General features: G+C 62.8%; 13 protein-coding genes and 1 CRISPR repeat array (1 of these 14 running past the window's edge). Of the genes, 10 read left to right on the top strand and 3 right to left on the bottom strand.

Annotation, left to right across the window (positions count from 1 at the left end; all coding sequences use genetic code 11):
• Positions 1–3 precede the first annotated feature (3 nt).
• The 3 genes from NWI_RS10165 to NWI_RS10155 all read right to left on the bottom strand — a co-directional run bounded on the left by NWI_RS10165 (position 4) and on the right by NWI_RS10155 (position 4,468).
• A complete protein-coding gene (locus NWI_RS10165) occupies positions 4–2,391 on the bottom strand; it encodes a phosphoketolase family protein (RefSeq protein WP_011315198.1) in 2,388 nt (795 codons plus the stop codon).
• Between the two features lie 331 nt (positions 2,392–2,722).
• Positions 2,723–3,010, bottom strand: coding sequence for a DUF6127 family protein (locus tag NWI_RS10160; RefSeq protein ID WP_011315197.1), 288 nt, complete (start codon positions 3,008–3,010; stop codon positions 2,723–2,725).
• A gap of 106 nt (positions 3,011–3,116) precedes the next feature.
• Positions 3,117–4,468 (bottom strand): IS3 family transposase gene (locus NWI_RS10155; protein WP_148203761.1). Its coding sequence is split into 2 segments (ribosomal slippage): positions 3,117–4,132 and positions 4,132–4,468, totalling 1,353 coding nucleotides; the frame shifts between segments, so codons are not numbered across the junction.
• A 111-nt stretch (positions 4,469–4,579) separates the two neighbouring features.
• Between NWI_RS10155 and NWI_RS10145 the strand changes: the two genes are divergently transcribed.
• The 10 genes from NWI_RS10145 to NWI_RS16985 all read left to right on the top strand — a co-directional run bounded on the left by NWI_RS10145 (position 4,580) and on the right by NWI_RS16985 (position 14,976).
• Positions 4,580–5,911 (top strand): recombinase family protein, encoded by a 1,332-nt coding sequence (locus tag NWI_RS10145; protein WP_011315196.1) that lies wholly within the window; start codon positions 4,580–4,582, stop codon positions 5,909–5,911.
• Between the two features lie 2 nt (positions 5,912–5,913).
• The gene (locus tag NWI_RS10140) at positions 5,914–6,324 is read left to right on the top strand and encodes a hypothetical protein (RefSeq protein WP_011315195.1); all 411 of its coding nucleotides are present in this window, start codon (positions 5,914–5,916) and stop codon (positions 6,322–6,324) included.
• A gap of 90 nt (positions 6,325–6,414) precedes the next feature.
• Entirely contained in the window at positions 6,415–8,649 is a 2,235-nt protein-coding gene (locus NWI_RS10135) for a CRISPR-associated helicase/endonuclease Cas3 (protein ID WP_011315194.1), read from the top strand.
• 63 nt (positions 8,650–8,712) lie between these two features.
• Complete coding sequence (gene cas5c, locus NWI_RS10130; RefSeq protein WP_011315193.1) at positions 8,713–9,405, top strand: type I-C CRISPR-associated protein Cas5c; 693 nt, start codon at positions 8,713–8,715, stop codon at positions 9,403–9,405.
• Positions 9,402–11,183: a type I-C CRISPR-associated protein Cas8c/Csd1 gene (gene cas8c / locus NWI_RS10125; protein ID WP_011315192.1), complete on the top strand. Its 1,782-nt coding sequence runs from the start codon at positions 9,402–9,404 to the stop codon at positions 11,181–11,183. Before cas5c ends, cas8c begins: the two co-directional genes overlap by 4 nt.
• A complete protein-coding gene (cas7c, locus tag NWI_RS10120) occupies positions 11,183–12,133 on the top strand; it encodes a type I-C CRISPR-associated protein Cas7/Csd2 (RefSeq protein WP_011315191.1) in 951 nt (316 codons plus the stop codon). The genes cas8c and cas7c overlap by 1 nt, the downstream gene beginning before the upstream one ends.
• A gap of 4 nt (positions 12,134–12,137) precedes the next feature.
• Positions 12,138–12,788, top strand: coding sequence for a CRISPR-associated protein Cas4 (gene cas4 / locus NWI_RS10115; RefSeq protein WP_011315190.1), 651 nt, complete (start codon positions 12,138–12,140; stop codon positions 12,786–12,788).
• Positions 12,785–13,819: a type I-C CRISPR-associated endonuclease Cas1c gene (gene cas1c, locus NWI_RS10110; protein WP_011315189.1), complete on the top strand. Its 1,035-nt coding sequence runs from the start codon at positions 12,785–12,787 to the stop codon at positions 13,817–13,819. The genes cas4 and cas1c overlap by 4 nt, the downstream gene beginning before the upstream one ends.
• 6 nt (positions 13,820–13,825) lie before the next feature.
• Positions 13,826–14,116: a CRISPR-associated endonuclease Cas2 gene (gene cas2, locus NWI_RS10105; protein WP_011315188.1), complete on the top strand. Its 291-nt coding sequence runs from the start codon at positions 13,826–13,828 to the stop codon at positions 14,114–14,116.
• 108 nt (positions 14,117–14,224) lie between these two features.
• Positions 14,225–14,976, top strand: a protein-coding gene (locus tag NWI_RS16985; protein ID WP_430691784.1) for an IS5 family transposase whose coding sequence is annotated in 2 segments (ribosomal slippage) — positions 14,225–14,555 and positions 14,555–14,976 — 753 coding nt in all. Because the reading frame shifts where the segments join, the coding sequence is not laid out codon by codon here.
• Positions 14,977–15,199: 223 nt separating this feature from the next.
• Positions 15,200–16,220: a CRISPR direct-repeat array (repeat unit 32 nt; unit sequence GTCGCCCCCTTCGCGGGGGCGTGGGTCGAAAC); it runs 134 nt beyond the window's last position.

The following is a 16,220-nucleotide window of genomic DNA, read 5'->3' as shown; positions in this document are numbered from 1 at the left end:
CCATCAGTCTCCCGCCTCGGCGGCAGTCTTGTAGGGCCAGCTCCATTCCCGGATTTCAGGCATGTCTTCACCATATTGCCGGGCATACGAGGCATGCTCGGCCAGCGCTTGCTCGCACCGTCCGATCACTCGTTCGCCGCCCATGCCAAGATTCGGCAGCCGCCTGACGGCGGCTATGACCAGATGGAAGCGGTCGAGTTCGTTCATGACCGCCATATCGAATGGCGTGGTGGTCGTACCTTCTTCCTGGAAACCATGGACATGGAAATTGGCGTGGTTGGTTCGCTTATAGGTCAGGCGGTGAATGAGGTAGGGATAGCCGTGGTAGGCAAAGATCACGGGCTTCTCCTTCGTGAAGAGAGCGTCGAATTCATCGTCGGTGAACCCGTGCGGATGGGTCGTGTGAGATTGCAGCGTCATCAGGTCGACGACATTGACCACCCTAATACGAAGATCAGGCAACTCGCGGCGCAGCAGGCCGACGGCGGCGAGAATTTCCAGTGTCGGCACGTCGCCGCAGCAGGCCATCACCACGTCAGGCTCCTCGTCAGCCGGGCATGTGCACGCCCATTCCCAAATCCCGGCGCCCGCCTCGCAATGGCGTTCCGCCTGCTCGGCTGTGAGCCACTGCGGCTGAGGCTGCTTGCCGGCCGTGATCACGTTGATGCGATTCCATGTTCTCAGGCAGTGGTCCGTGACCCAGAGCAGCGTGTTGGCATCCGGCGGAAAATAAAGGCGGACGATGTCGGCCTTCTTGTTGGCGACGAAGTCGGCGAAGCCCGGATCCTGGTGGCTGAAGCCGTTGTGGTCCTGCCTCCAGACGTGGGAGGTCAGGAGATAGTTGAGTGAGGCGATTGGCTTGCGCCATGGCAGTTCGGCCGAGACCTTCAGCCACTTGGCATGCTGATTGACCATAGAATCCACGATGTGGATGAAGGCCTCGTAGCAGGAGAACACGCCATGTCGTCCAGTCAGCAGGTAACCCTCCAGCCACCCTTGGCAAAGATGCTCTGACAGAACCTCCATTACCCGGCCCTCGCACGCGAGGTGCACATCATAGGATTCAATCTTCTCCATCCAGACGCGGTTCGTCACCTCGAAGACGGCGTCGAGCCTGTTCGAGGCGGTCTCGTCCGGACCCATGAGGCGGAAATTCCTTGCCTCGGCATTAAGGCGGATGACCTCACGCAGATAAGCTCCCATCAAGCGGGTAGCCTCGGCGATCGTTTCTCCCGGTTGCCCGATGTCGAGCGCGAGGCTCTTCCAGTCCGGCAGGATAAGGTCCTTCTTCAGCAGACCGCCATTGGCATGCGGCAGCGCGCCCATGCGTTTCGCACCTTCGGGCGCTAGGGCGGCGATCTCCGGCAGGAAGCGACCCTTCCCGTCGAACAGCTCCTGCGGCCGATAGCTACGCAGCCACTCCTCGAGGATCTTGCGGTGTGTGGCATCACCGCGGGCGTTGGAAACCGGGACCTGATGCGAGCGCCAGAAGTCCTCCACCTTCTTCCCGTCGACCTCCTTCGGTCCTGTCCATCCTTTCGGGCTGCGCAAGATGATCATCGGCCAACGCGGGCGCTCGCCCGACCAGCCCTCCTTCCGCGCCTCTCGCTGGATGTCACGAATACGATCCATGGCCAGGTCCAGGGACTCAGCCATGGTGCGGTGCATTGGGATCGGCTCGTGCCCCTCGACAAAGAGCGGCTCATAGCCGTAGCCCCTGAAGAGATCGCTGAGTTCGGCTTCAGACATGCGCGCCAACAGGGCGGGATTGGCGATCTTGTAGCCGTTAAGATGCAGGATCGGCAGGACCGCGCCATCGACCTGCGGATTCAGAAACCTGTTGGAATGCCACGCAGCGGCCAGCGGACCCGTCTCGGCTTCCCCGTCCCCAACGACACAGGCGACCGTGAGGTCGGGATTGTCGAAAGCGGCGCCGAAGGCATGGACAAGGGCGTAGCCGAGTTCTCCTCCCTCGTGGATGGAGCCGGGCGTCTCTGGGGCGACGTGGCTGGGCACACCACCCGGGAATGAAAACTGCCGGAAAAGTTTCTGCAAGCCTGCTTCATCCTGCGTGATCCCCGGATAGATCTCGCTGTACGAGCCCTCCAGGTAGGTGTTGGCGACCATTGCAGGCCCGCCGTGACCGGGACCGCAGATGTAGAGGACGTCTGTGCCACGCTCCCTGATGACCCGATTCAGATGCACGTAGATGAAATTCAGCCCGGGCGTCGTACCCCAGTGACCGAGCAGCCGCGGCTTCACGTCTTCCGCCTTCAACGGCTTTCGCAGCAGCGGATTATCCATCAGGTAGATTTGCCCGACCGACACGTAGTTAGCCGCGCGCCAGTAGAGGTTCATCAAGCCCAGTTGCGTATCGTCCAGTTCCGCCATCCCGATCTCCGGTTCCAGATATCTGCCACGAACCGGCGCCGCGGGTGGTCTCGCCAGCCGGTCATGCTCACTAAGCCTCGGCGCGCAGATCAGAATTCTCTTACGAGTATCGCACAGCCAAGAGCTTATCGAAATCAAACGTGTGCGTCTGTTCGCGAGGCGCTACCCTCCATGGTATCAAGCCTTTCCCGAAGGTAGGCATATCTACGAGACACCCTGACGTGCCAGAGTTCGTAGCGACATCCGGCCAGATCGGCGCAATCCTTGACTATATTAGCAGCCTCAATGATTAGATCACGACCCCGATCGCAAGGCTGGGCCGGCGTGCGGCCTACGGGCTACCGCCGAAGATCTTCAGCTTGATGGCGATGCCAGCCATCAGCGCGATCAGTATGCCGGTAGTGATGATCCGGACTGTTGTCTGCACTGCGGTGCGCTTGGCTAAGCGGAAACCGGCCAGCAGCGAGCGCAGGTCGCGGATATCTTCGGCGGCATCCTTGCCCTCGAGACCGACTTCCTGCAGGGCACGACGCGCACCAGTTTCGGCGGCGCGTGCCAGCAGCGCCTCGAACTCGGTTTCTGACATGTAGAACTGCTCGTTCGCTTCCGGCGGCGTCATGGCGGTTCTCCCGGTGATTTTGACATCCGGTTGTGTCCGTCGTCAGATGAATTGAGACTGTTCCGGGGTCACGGGAACGGAGGTTCTGGCTCATCTGGGTTTGAGGTTAGGCGGCCTGCAGGTGATGCTGCAAGCGTCTTTGGTGGATGGTCTGGCGTTTGATCCTTTCGCGTTCGGTGAGGATGGTCTGCCCGCGGCCGAAGTAGACGTCAGCGGGCGTGAGATTATCGATGCTCTCGTGATAGCGGCCGTGATTGTAGTGCTCGACGAAGGCCGCGACCTGCCGTTCAAGGTCGCCGGGCAGATAGTAGTTTTCCAGCAGGATGCGGTTCTTCAGGGTCTGATGCCAGCGCTCGATCTTGCCCTGCGTCTGGGGATGATACGGCGCGCCGCGAACGTGTTTCATGCCCTTGCCGTCGAGCCAGGTAGCGAGTTCGGCCGAGATGTATGAGGCGCCGTTGTCGCTCAACAGCCTCGGCCGATGCGCGACCGTGATCTGGTCGAGCCCCGATGCCGCCAGAGCCAGATCGAGCGTGGCGGTGACGTCATCCGCCCGCATCGTGGCGCAGAGCTTCCAGGCGACGATGAAGCGGGAGAAGTCGTCGAGCACGGTCGAGAGATAATACCAGCCCCAACCCGTGATCTTCAGGTAGGTGAAGTCGGTTTGCCAGAGCTGGTTGGGCGCTGTCGTCTTGTCCTTGAACTCAGACGCCGCCTTGATGACGATATAGGCTGGGCTGGTGATGAGATCATGAGCCTTCAGCAGCCGATATACCGACGCCTCCGAGACAAAGTAGCGCTTCTCGTCGGTGAAGCGCACCGCCAGCTCGCGCGGGCTCAGCTCCGTTTCGCGCAGCGCCAGCTCGACGATCTCGGCCCGGATTGGGTCAGGAATCCGGTTCCAGACACGATCCGGCCGCGAGCGATGATCGGCCAGAGCCTCGATCCCACCGGTGAGATAGCGATCGTACCAGCGATAGAACGTGGCGCGCGGGATGCCGAGCTTGTCCAGGGTTCGCCGTGCCGGCAGATGCGAGGCCTCGACCAGGCGAATGATCTCGGCCTTTTCGGATGCAGGATACCTCATGTGTCGTCCTCCCCATCCGCGAGCATGCTTTTTTTCAGCAGGCGGTTTTCCAGGGTGAGATCGGCCACGGCCTCCTTCAGGGCCTGCGCCTCACGGCGCAGCTCTTTCACCTCGTCCGACGTCGCGGCGCGGGCCGTGTCACCAGCGAGACGGCGCTTGCCGGCGTCGAGGAACTCCTTCGACCAGCCGTAATACATCGACGAGGCGATCCCCTCGCGCCGACACAGCTCGGCGATGCTCTCCTCGCCGCGCACGCCTTCCAGCACGATGCGGATCTTCTCTTCAGCCGAGAACTGCCGGCGCGTTGCCCGGCGGATGTCCTTCACGACCTGCTCTGCCGGTGCTTTCTCCGGCCCGGATTTCTGTCTCATCTGCGCTCCAAATTGGCTGCGATGATCCAGAAATCCTCCCTTCCCGAAAACCCCTAAACTGTCTCAAGAGCCCTGACGGCGGACAGGGCTGAAGAACCACAGGGGGCGGAGATGACGAAGCCGCCCGAAAAATCGAAGGTCGTCCGCAAGCTACGCTGCGCGGTCTACACCCGCAAATCCTCCGAGGAAGGGCTGGAGCAGGAATTCAACAGCCTGCATGCGCAGCGTGAAGCCTGCGAGGCCTATATTGCCAGCCAGCGGTCCGAGGGCTGGGTCCTCGTGCGCGATCAGTATGATGACGGCGGCATCTCCGGCGGCACGCTGGAGCGGCCGGCGCTCAAACAGTTGCTCGCCGACATCGAGGATGGGCTGGTCGACGTTGTGGTGGTCTACAAGATCGACCGTCTGTCGCGCTCGCTGATGGATTTTGCCAAGCTGGTCGAGGTGTTCGACAGGAACGGCGTCACCTTCGTTTCCGTGACGCAGTCCTTCAACACCACCACGTCAATGGGCAGGCTGACGCTGAACATCCTGTTGTCGTTCGCTCAGTTTGAGCGCGAGGTCACCGCCGAGCGCATCCGCGACAAGATTCGTGCATCCCGGCAAAAGGGCATGTGGATGGGCGGCATCGTGCCGCTCGGTTACCGGGTCGAAAACCGCAAGCTGGTGATCGAGAAGTCCGAGGCCGCCACGGTGCGCATGATCTTTGAACGCTTCGTCACCATTGGCTCGGCCACCGTGCTGGCGAAGTCCCTTGCAGCAGCGAGCGTGCGCACCCGTCGCGGAAAACTGGTCGACAAGGGCTATCTCTACAAGCTCTTGAACAATCGGGTGTATGTCGGCGAAGCCGTGCACAAGGGCGAAAGCTACCCTGGTGAGCACCAGCCGATCATTGACCGAGCACTTTGGGACAAGGTGCATGCCATCCTGCAAGAGAGCCCGCGCAAGCGCGCCAGCAATACGCGGGCGCAGACACCGGCTCTGCTGAAAGGCCTGATCTTCGGTCCTGACGGCGCCGCGTTCTCGCCGACCCATACGAAAAAGGGTGACAGGCTTTATCGCTATTATGTCAGCCAGTCGGTGCTGAAACGTGGTGCCGATGCCTGTCCCATCGCCCGCGTGCCGGCCGCCGAGGTGGAGATGGCCGTCATCGACCAGCTTCGGGGATTGTTGCATGCGCCCGAAATCATCATCGGCACCTGGCGTGCGGCCCGGTCCGAAATCGAAGGCCTGCCGGAAGCGGACGTCCGTGATGCGCTGGAGCGGCTCGACCCGATCTGGGACGAGCTGTTTCCGGCCGAGCAGGCCCGCATTGTTCAGTTGCTGGTCGAGCGGGTCGATGTTGCGGTCAACGGTCTATCCATCCGCCTGCGCACGAACGGATTGACGAGCCTTGCATCTGAACTCGGCGCCATCGGCTCGGACCAGAAGAAGGCTGCGTGATCATGGATAGCAGCGCCGCCAAGGTTCAGGACGCTATTACCGTGCATGTTCCGCTGACCTTCGCGAAGCGCGGCGGCCGCAAGCAGGTTGTTTTGCCCGACGGCACATCTTCATGGGAGCCACCACGCGCCCGCATCGACAATACCGCCGTCAAAGCGATCGCCCGGGCCTTCCGCTGGCGCAACATGCTGGAGACTGGTGTTCATGCCACCATTGCAGACATCGCGATGGCCGAGAAGATCAATGACTCCTACGCCAGCCGAGTGTTGCGTCTGACCTTGCTTGCTCCCGATATCATCGAGGCGATCCTCAACGGGCGCCAAGGGCCGGAGGTCACGCTCGCGGCATTGATGAAGCCGTTTCCGGTGGAGTGGGAAAGACAACGATCACTGTTTGCTGCTCCAATCGGCTAGCCGAGCGATTCGCGCGAGTTGGACAATACTTAGCAGCAGGTTATTGCCTCCTAAGTTCTATGTTGTTGACGCGACGGACGGGAACCTGAAATGACTTATCACGCTCATTCGGGCAAGCTGACGGATGAGAGCGACTGGCAGATCCTGTCGCATCACTTAACACGGGTTGCGGCTCGCGCTGGTATTTACGGCTCCCCCATAGGCTTGGAAGGGCTGGCGAAGATCGCCGGCCTTTTTCACGACTTGGGTAAGTACACAGCGGACTTCCAAAGACGGCTGCACGGCATAAATTTGCGGGTCGATCATTCGACGGCAGGCGCCGCCGTGCTGATGAAGATGGTGCCGAGGCCGGTTCGGGAAATCGCGGAACTTGTTGCCTACACGATACTGGGACATCACGCCGGCCTGCCCGACAAGTTCAACGAGTTCGGCCATTGCTTCCTGCGTCGGGTTAGGGAGTTCGAGGACCGCCTCGACCCGGTGTGGAAGGACCAGCTGTCGTTCGATCTCGGCGACCTGCAGATGCGCGAGTTGATGGGCAAGTTGTCGCCGGAGAAGAGGATCGCCGAGTTTGAGCTTTCGGTCGTGACGCGCATGCTCTTCTCCTGCCTGGTGGATGCCGATTTCAAGGACACGGAAGCGTTCTACGACGCGCTCGAAGGTCGGCAGTCGAACCGGGAATGGCCGCTACTGCAGGACGTCCTGCCGGCCTTCCTCGCCGCATTCGATGCTCACATGGCGGCGAAGTCGAAGGATGGCGAGGTCAACCGGTTGCGAGGCGACATCCTGGCGCATGTGCGGGCGGGAGCATTGAACGAGCCGGGACTGTTCACGCTCAACGTTCCGACCGGCGGTGGCAAGACGCTGGCCTCGCTCGGCTTTGCTTTGGCTCACGCTAGGAAGTGGGATCACCGCCGCATCATCTATGCGATTCCGTTTACTTCGATCGTCGACCAGACGGCCGCAATATTCCGGGACATTCTCGGCGAGGATAACGTGCTCGAGCACCATTCCGCGATCGACGAAGAACACATCGAGGAGCGGTGGGGCCGTGACAAGCTGAAGCTCGCCATGCAGGACTGGGCCGCGCCAGTGGTCGTGACCACCAATGTCCAGTTCTTCGAAAGCCTGTTCGCTGCGAGAACTTCGCGGGCGCGCAAGCTGCACAACATCGCCGGCTCGATCATCATCCTGGACGAGGCGCAGACCATCCCGCGGCCGCTGCTGAAGCCGTGCGTACGGATGCTCGATGCGCTGGCGAGGCTGTTCGGCTGCACCATCGTGCTGTGCACGGCCACGCAGCCGGCCCTCGACGCCTCGAACTTCCCCGATGGGCTGAAACTTGACGGCCGCGAGCTGGCGCCCGATCCTGGGAAGCTTTCAGCCAGGCTGAAGCGAGCGCGGATCGTGCGCGTCGGAGCGATGAACAATCCGGAGCTAATTGAGGCGATCCGCGCCGAGCCGCAGGCGCTGTTCATCGTCAATAGCCGCAAGCATGCGCTGGACCTCTACAAGGAAGGGAAGAACGCCGGAGTTGACGGACTTGTCCATCTCACCACCCGCCAGTGCGCCGCTCACCGGCGTCTGATCCTCGGCGACGTCAAGGCGCGGCTGAAGAACGGGGAGACGTGCCGGCTGGTCGCGACCAGCCTCATCGAAGCTGGCGTCGACGTGGATTTTCCAGGAGTCTGGCGGGCCGAGGCAGGGCTCGATCAGATCGTCCAGGCGGCCGGCCGATGCAACCGTGAGGGCAGGCATCCGGTGGAGGACAGCATCGTCAGCGTCTTCTCGGCGCCCGACTACCCGCCACCGCGCGAGATTGCCGGCCTGATCGGCGACATGGGCCGGGTGATCCCCAAGCATGAGGACCTGCTGTCGCTCGGGGCGATCGCCGATTATTTCGGCGAGGTCTATTGGCGGGCAGGCCCCGAACTGGATGCGAAGAAGATATTGGAGGGCTTCAAGATCAACCGCGACGGCACCGATTTCGCTTTCCGCTGCGTGGCGGAAAAGTTCCGGATGATCGAGAGCGGCATGGAGCCGGTCATCGTGGAGTTCGATAACGACGCCGAGGAAACCGTAACGGAGCTGGAATTCGAGCGGATATCTTCTGGCGTGCTTGCGCGAAAGCTGCAATCATACATTGTGCAGGTGCCGCCCAAGGCACGTCGATTGCTGATCGACAATGGCCACGTGGCTTTCGTACGGCCGGATATAAGGGGGGATCAGTTCGCGGTGCTCAAGAACGCATCACTCTATCGCCAGGAGGTTGGCCTGATGTGGGAGGACGCGGCGTACCTTGCGGCCGAGAGTTGGCAGATTTGATGAACTGATTGACTGCGGTGATCTGCGTCGGGAGAGCGCAGGCGTCAGAAAGGGAGGGGGAGCTTGACCTACGGCATCAGACTGAAGGTCTGGGGCGACTATGCCTGTTTTACGAGACCCGAGATGAAGGTCGAGCGCGTCTCCTATGACGTGATTACCCCGTCTGCGGCCCGCGGCATCCTCGAAGCGATCCACTGGAAGCCGGCGATCCGCTGGGTGATCGACGCCATCCATGTTCTGGAGAGACCGCGATTCCAGTCGATTCGCCGCAACGAGGTGGGTAGCAAGGCGCCGGCGGGCAAGATCAAGAGCGCCATGAAACGTGGCGACCTCGAAGGGCTGCAGCTCCTGGTCGACGAGGGTCGGCAGCAGCGCGCCTCGACCGTTCTGGTGAAGCCCGCCTATGTCATCGTCGCCCGTTTCGAACTGACCGGCAGGGGCGAGGAAGGCGACAACGAAGGCAAGCACCTCGACATCTTCAACCGCCGCGCACGGCGCGGGCAGTGCTTCCATCAGCCCTGTCTCGGCACGCGGGAATTCGCCGCCAGCTTCACGCTTCTCGATGCCGGAGAGCCGACGCCGGAGCCGCGTGAGCAGGTGGGCGATCTCGGCTTCGGCAACCCGCGCGATCTCGGCTTCATGCTGTGGGACATCGACCACGAGGCCGGGGGCAAGCCGTCCATGTTCTTCCGCGCCGAGCTTCGCGACGGTGTGATGAAGGTGCCGCAGCCGGGGTCGCCGGAGATCCGCCGATGAGCATTCTCGCTTCGCTGGTCCGCGCCTACGATCACCTACCGGACGCGCCGCCGTTCGGGTATTCGATGCAGAACATCGGTGTAATTGTCAGCCTGAACGAGGACGGCTCGGTTGCAAATGTCATCGACTGGCGGGATGGCGAGGGAAAGAGGAAGAAGCCCCGCCCGATGCTCGTACCTCAGCCCGTAAAGCGGACGGCCGGCATCGCTCCGAACTTCCTCTGGGACAAGACCTCGTATGTGCTCGGAGTGACCTCCGGTGATGGCAGGCGCACGGCCGATGAGCACGCTGCGTTCAAGGAACGTCACGAGAGGGAACTCGCGGGGTCGGACGATGCAGGGCTGAACGCCTTGCTCAAGTTCCTACGGCAGTGGACGCCGGACCAGTTCCTTGCGCCGGTCTGGCCCGACGAGATGCGAGACCAGAACGTCGGATTTGTTCTCGAGTCGGACCGACGTGAGAATCTCTGGCTTCACCAGCGCGACGCTGCGAAGGCGCTGTGGGAGCGGATTTCGCAGGAGGCGAGCGGCGGCGCGCAGATATGCCTCGTCACCGGGGAAGCCAATCCGGTTGCGCGGCTGCACCCGTCGATCAAGGGGGTGTGGGGCGGGCAGACCGCCGGTGCATCCATTGTCTCCTTCAATCTCGACGCCTTCACCTCTTACGGCCATGAACAGGGTGACAACGCGCCTGTCTCCGAACTGGCTGCGGCGAAATATACCACCGCCCTCAACCGTTTCCTCGAACGCGGCAGCGGCCACCGCATCCAGATCGGCGACGCATCGACGGTGTTCTGGGCCGACTCGGCCGATGCGGAGGCGGCGAAAATCGCCGAGTCCGCCTTCAGCCAGTTCTTCGATCCGGCTGACGATGCGGCTGCCGGCGACGCGGCTGAAACCAGGAAGATTGCAATCCTGCTGGAGCGTATCCGCAAGGGCGAGCAGATCGAGAAGATCGACGCTGGCCTCGCTAAAGACGTCCGCTTTTATGTGCTCGGTCTTGCGCCGAACGCCGCCCGCATCTCGATTCGCTTCTATTTCGAAGACGATTTTTCGGTGCTCGGGCGAAACTATCAGCGCTTTGTGGAAGACATGCGCATCGAACCCGCCTGGCGCCAGCCCTATCCGCCCCTGTGGCGCTATCTGCGCGAAACAGCGGTGCTCGGCAAAGGGGAGAACGTGCCGCCGAATCTTGCAGGCGAATGGATGCGCTCGATTCTGAGCGGCACGAACTATCCACTGACTCTGCTCGCCGCCGTCCTGTCGCGCATCCGCGCCGACGGCGAGATCAATGCGCTGCGCGTCGGCATGCTGCGCGCGCTTCTCGTGCGCAACTACCGCATGAAGCCGGAAAATAGGAATAAGAGGAGGGAGGCACCTGTGGCGCTCGACCCGGAGAACAGGAACAAGGGCTATCTGCTCGGGCGGCTTTTCGCCGTTTACGAGCAGGCTCAAACAGCGGCACTCGGCCGCAACGTAAACGCGACCATCAAGGACAAATTCTACGGTTCGGCCTCGGCCACTCCCAGGCGCGTCTTCTCGCTGCTCGATCGGAACTCGGCCAACCATCTGTCCAAGGTTGGTAAGGAGAGACCCGGCCAGCGCGTAAACATCGAGAAGACCATCGGCGCCATCATGGACATGATGATGCCGGGGGAGGACCCGTTCCCCGCGTCGCTCAGCGCGGCCGAACAGGCCCTGTTCGGTCTCGGCTATTATCACCAGCGCGGAGAGTTTTTCCGCAAGCGCGAAACGGTAGCCGCGGAGGAGGCCGCTTAATGACCATGCTCACGAACCGCTACGATTTCGTCCTGCTCTTCGACGTAACCAAAGGCAATCCGAATGGCGATCCTGACGCCGGAAACCTGCCGAGGCTCGATCCCGAAACCAACCACGGGCTGGTGTCGGACGTCAGCCTGAAACGCAAGGTGCGTAACTACGTCGATCTCGTCCGATCCGGAACCGATGGCCACCACATCTATGTCGAGGAGGCCGCGATCCTCAACGACAAGCACCGCCAAGCCTACAAGGCACTACGGCCGGACGATCCGAAGGTTGATAAAGAAGCCAAGCTCAACCCGAGGGATGATGTCGAGGCGAAGAAGCTGCGGGAGTTCATGTGCAAGAACTTCTTCGACGTGCGTACCTTTGGCGCAGTCATGTCGACCGGCATCAATGCCGGTCAGGTCAGAGGCCCCGTGCAGATGACCTTCGCCAACTCGGTCGAGCCCATCGTGCCGCAGGAAATTTCGATTACCCGCATGGCCGCCACCAACGAGGCGGAGAAGAAGCAACGGGCCGAAGGCGGTGAGGAAGGCAACGACCGGGTCGACAATAGGACGATGGGACGCAAGTACATTGTGCCCTATGGGCTCTACCGCGCGCATGGTTTCGTCTCGGCTAAGCTCGCCGAGCGCACCGGTTTCTCCGAGGCCGACCTCGAACTGACGTTCGAGGCGCTGACCAGTATGTTCGAGCACGATCGCTCCGCCGCGCGCGGCGAGATGACGACGCGCAAGCTCGTCGTCTTCAAGCACGGCAACGCGCTTGGCAGTGCGCCAGCGCATGCGCTGTTCGAGCGCGTCAGAATCGGCCGCAACATCGACGGGCAGTTCCGAAGGATCGACCGGTCGGACAACTATCCGCCGGCACGTGCCTTTTCGGATTACGCCGTGGAGATCGACCGCGACAATCCGCCAGACGGCGTGGAAATCATTGAAAGGATCTGATCCCGTGCCGGATGGGGGCGAACCCATCCCGCTCTCTGCGCTCCAGCACGCCGTCTACTGCATGCGGCAGGCAGCGCTGATCCATCTTGAGCGTGTCTGGGCCGAGAACCGCTTCACGGCGGAGGGGCAGGTGCTGCACGCCGTCGCCGACAAGGGCGGCGGGCGGAAGGCACGGGGGCTGCGCCGTGTCATGGCGCTGCCGGTCGCCTGCGTTCGGCTCAACATTGCCGGTGTCGTCGACATGGTCGAGTTCCATCCCGCAGGGAACGGCACTGAGGTGGCCTACCCGGTGGAATACAAGGGCGGCAAGCCGAAGCTGCATCGCGCCGACGAGGTGCAGCTCTGCGCCCAGGCACTCTGCCTTGAGGAGATGACGGGAACTGCCGTGCCTGAAGGGGCGCTTTTCTATGCCGAGACCCGGCGCCGCGTCGCTGTTCCATTCGATCACGGTCTGCGGAACCTGACCGAGACGACTGCGGCCGAGCTTGCCGTCGTCTTCTCCTCCGGGGCGACGCCGCCGCCAACGCACAAGCGCGAGCGCTGCCGCGCCTGCTCGCTGCGCGAGCTGTGCCGGCCGGAGGCGGTGACGAAACCGGTGCTCGCCTGGCGAAGCCGGATGGTCTCGTGTCTCCTTGCCGAGGGCCCGGGCGCGTGAAGAAGCTCCTCAACACGGTCTATGTCACGACTGAGGGAGTGGCGCTGCGCAAGGACGGAGAGAACCTCGTGGCGGAGGTGGAAGGCGAGGAGCGGGCCCGCGTGCCGCTCCACATGCTTGCCTCGTTGGTTGTTTTCGGACCGATCCACATTTCGCCTGCATTGATGGCGGCCTGCGCCGGCGCCGGCATCGCGATCGCGCTGCTCGACCGCAACGGCCGCTTTCGGGCCCGCGTCGAAGGACCGGTGACTGGCAATGTGTTGTTGAGGCGGGCACAATACCGGGTCTCGGAGGCTCCGGAGCCCGTCGTGCGGTCGATCCTCGTCGGCAAGGTGGCCAACCAGCGCTCCGTCTTGATGCGCGCCTTGCGTGATCACCGCGAGGAGCTCGAGCCCGGCGATCGCGACGCGATAACCGCCGTGACGGAGCGCCTTGCCTTCATCCTGCGCCGGGTGGAGCGCTCCGATGGCGGTCTCGATGTGCTACGCGGCGCGGAGGGAGAGGCGGCGAACCTCTATTTCTCGGTCTTCGACAATCTCCTGCGCGTGCCCGACCCGGACTTGCGCTGGAAGGGGCGCTCGCGTCGGCCGCCGCTCGATCCCATCAACGCGCTGCTCTCCTTTCTCTACACGCTGCTCACCCATGACTGCCGCAGCGCCTGCGAAAGCGTTGGCCTTGATCCCGCCGTCGGCTTCCTGCACCGCGACCGGCCGGGGCGGCCGAGCCTCGCGCTGGATCTGATGGAGGAGTTGCGTCCCGTGCTCACCGACCGGCTGGCCCTGTCACTGATCAACCGCCGCCAGCTCCGAGCAGGCGACTTCGAGAAGCGCGACGGCGGCGCCGTGGTCATGAGCGACGACGCGCGCCGCACCGTCCTCACCGCCTGGCAGGAACGCAAGAAGGAGGAGCGGCTTCACCCCTTCCTGCAAGAGAAGGCGCCGCTTGGCCTCGTCCCCTACCTGCAGGCGCAGATGCTGGCGCGGCATTTGCGGGGCGACCTCGACGCCTATCCGCCCTGGTTCTGGAAGTAGAGTGCTATGCTTGTGCTGGTGACCTACGACGTTGCGACGCGCGAGGAGAAAGGAGCAGCGCGCCTGCGTGCCGTCGCCAAAGCCTGCCGCGACTACGGCCAGCGGGTGCAGTATTCGGTGTTCGAGATCGAGGTCGACCCGGCGCAATGGACCCGGCTGAAGGCGCGGCTGGAAGCCATCATCAAGCCGGAATTCGACAGCCTGCGCTACTATTATCTTGGCGCGAACTGGCAGCGGAAGGTGGAGCATGTCGGAGCCAAGCCGGCCGCCGACCTCGGCGGCCCGCTGATCGTGTGAATTGCGCGCTACTCTACGCCTAGGTCGGATCGACATTCAGGATTCCCAGGCGGTCTGATCGCTGATTCATAGGGTTCCGTGATTCTGACACGGAGCTGCACGATGGGGATCAAGCGGTATGAGCTGAGCGATCATCAGTGGGCGAAGATTGCACCGTTGCTGCCAGGCAAGGCCTCTGATCCGGGACGGACGGGATCGGATAATCGGTTGTTTGTGAACGGCTGCCTGTGGGTGCTGCGATCCGGCGCGCACGGGTGTGACCTGCCGGAGCGCTATGGTCGCTGGAAGACGGTGCATCGGCGGTTCAGCAGGTGGTGCCATGCCGGTGTGTGGGAACGGGTGTTCTCCACCCTGACAGCCGATCGCGACAACCAGTATCTGATGCTCGACTCAACCATCGTTCGAGCCCATCAGCAGGCGGCTACCGGAAAAGGGGGGCCAAGGATCAGGCGCTGGGGCGTTCCCGAGGTGGACTGACCACCAAGGTCCACATGCTCGCCGATGCGCTGGGCCGACCCTTGCGTTTCATCGTCACCGCCGGGCAGGTCGGAGACATCACACAAGCCCCCGCGCTGCTCGAAGCCCAGGCCGGGGACGCCGTGATGGCCGACAAGGCTTATGACAGCAACGCCTTGCGTGCACTCATCGCCGGCATGGGCGCCGAAGCGGTGATCCCCTCAAACAGGACGCGCAAAATCATCATCCCGCATGACGCCGGTCTCTACAAGCACCGCAACCGCATCGAGCGCTGCTTCAACCGTCTCAAGCACTTCCGCCGTTTCGCCACACGCTACGACAGGCGCACCGTTCACTTCACGGGCTTCGTTCACCTGGCCGCAGCCCTGATCTGGCTGCCGTGAATGTCGATCCGGCCTAGACTAGGCCGGCGGGTGCGGCCGCCGCCGGCGCGAACCTGGAGCGTGCCGGCAAAGCCCGGGAGGTTCGCACTGAGCCTTGTTCTTTGAAATCGTGAAGAAATCTTTCTGCGGCAGCCGCGCGCGAGCGCATGGCCGACGCGTTTTTTCTATCCCTCGCGCACGGCCTTCCATTCCGCCTGGGGAACCAATCGGTTATTGAGGGTAAGTCGCCCCCTTCGCGGGGGCGTGGGTCGAAACGCCGTTTCCGCCGTGTGCTTTTGGGCGTCGAGTTGGGTCGCCCCCTTCGCGGGGGCGTGGGTCGAAACCTGTCATTGGGGCAACGTAGAGCCAGACTCGGCAGTCGCCCCCTTCGCGGGGGCGTGGGTCGAAACATCCAGTTGCTGTTTGGTAGCGACGCATTCGGAGTCGCCCCCTTCGCGGGGGCGTGGGTCGAAACAGCTACGGGTGCGCGCCTTCGGTTGCAGATATGGTCGCCCCCTTCGCGGGGGCGTGGGTCGAAACAATTATAATGATAGAAATCATACGCCAGATAGGTGTCGCCCCCTTCGCGGGGGCGTGGGTCGAAACCCATCCGGCGAGGTCCGACTCGTGCCAGCGAGTCTGGTCGCCCCCTTCGCGGGGGCGTGGGTCGAAACCGGCACAATCAAGACACTCGCGACAAGATCAAGGCGTCGCCCCCTTCGCGGGGGCGTGGGTCGAAACACATCGGCTAGCTTCATGCGGTCGCGATCGTATTGTCGCCCCCTTCGCGGGGGCGTGGGTCGAAACATCACCATGGCCGCGCTGATCGCGCGGGTCATCGTCGCCCCCTTCGCGGGGGCGTGGGTCGAAACAGGTATGGCGCATACCGTTTCCGCAGCCCACTAAGTCGCCCCCTTCGCGGGGGCGTGGGTCGAAACCCGACATGATGCCTTCATTTGTGTGGGGCGCTGGGTCGCCCCCTTCGCGGGGGCGTGGGTCGAAACTACAAATACGGGACGCCACCCATCCCGATCGGCGGTCGCCCCCTTCGCGGGGGCGTGGGTCGAAACAATTCCAGTGTCAGATACCCGCACCATCCCGGTTGTCGCCCCCTTCGCGGGGGCGTGGGTCGAAACCACTTCTTGACGAGATCGCAAAAAGCATCAACCCGTCGCCCCCTTCGCGGGGGCGTGGGTCGAAACTCAATCATGGCGACTAAAGGGACACGCCAAAGAGTCGCCCCCTTCGCGGGGGCGTGGGTCGAA

It is taken from the genome of Nitrobacter winogradskyi Nb-255 (assembly GCF_000012725.1).
Lineage (GTDB): Bacteria > Pseudomonadota > Alphaproteobacteria > Rhizobiales > Xanthobacteraceae > Nitrobacter > Nitrobacter winogradskyi.
Note: the sequence above shows the minus strand (reverse complement) of the source record. Positions and strands in the feature narration are given on the sequence as shown.

Coding starts and splice junctions, on each gene's coding strand:
- NWI_RS10160 (WP_011315197.1), bottom strand. CDS start 3,010: ATGACGCCGCCGGAAGCGAACGAGCAGTTCTACATGTCAGAAACCGAG.
- cas8c (WP_011315192.1), top strand. CDS start 9,402: ATGAGCATTCTCGCTTCGCTGGTCCGCGCCTACGATCACCTACCGGAC.
- NWI_RS10165 (WP_011315198.1), bottom strand. CDS start 2,391: ATGGCGGAACTGGACGATACGCAACTGGGCTTGATGAACCTCTACTGG.
- NWI_RS10135 (WP_011315194.1), top strand. CDS start 6,415: ATGACTTATCACGCTCATTCGGGCAAGCTGACGGATGAGAGCGACTGG.
- NWI_RS10145 (WP_011315196.1), top strand. CDS start 4,580: ATGACGAAGCCGCCCGAAAAATCGAAGGTCGTCCGCAAGCTACGCTGC.
- NWI_RS10140 (WP_011315195.1), top strand. CDS start 5,914: ATGGATAGCAGCGCCGCCAAGGTTCAGGACGCTATTACCGTGCATGTT.
- cas7c (WP_011315191.1), top strand. CDS start 11,183: ATGACCATGCTCACGAACCGCTACGATTTCGTCCTGCTCTTCGACGTA.
- cas2 (WP_011315188.1), top strand. CDS start 13,826: ATGCTTGTGCTGGTGACCTACGACGTTGCGACGCGCGAGGAGAAAGGA.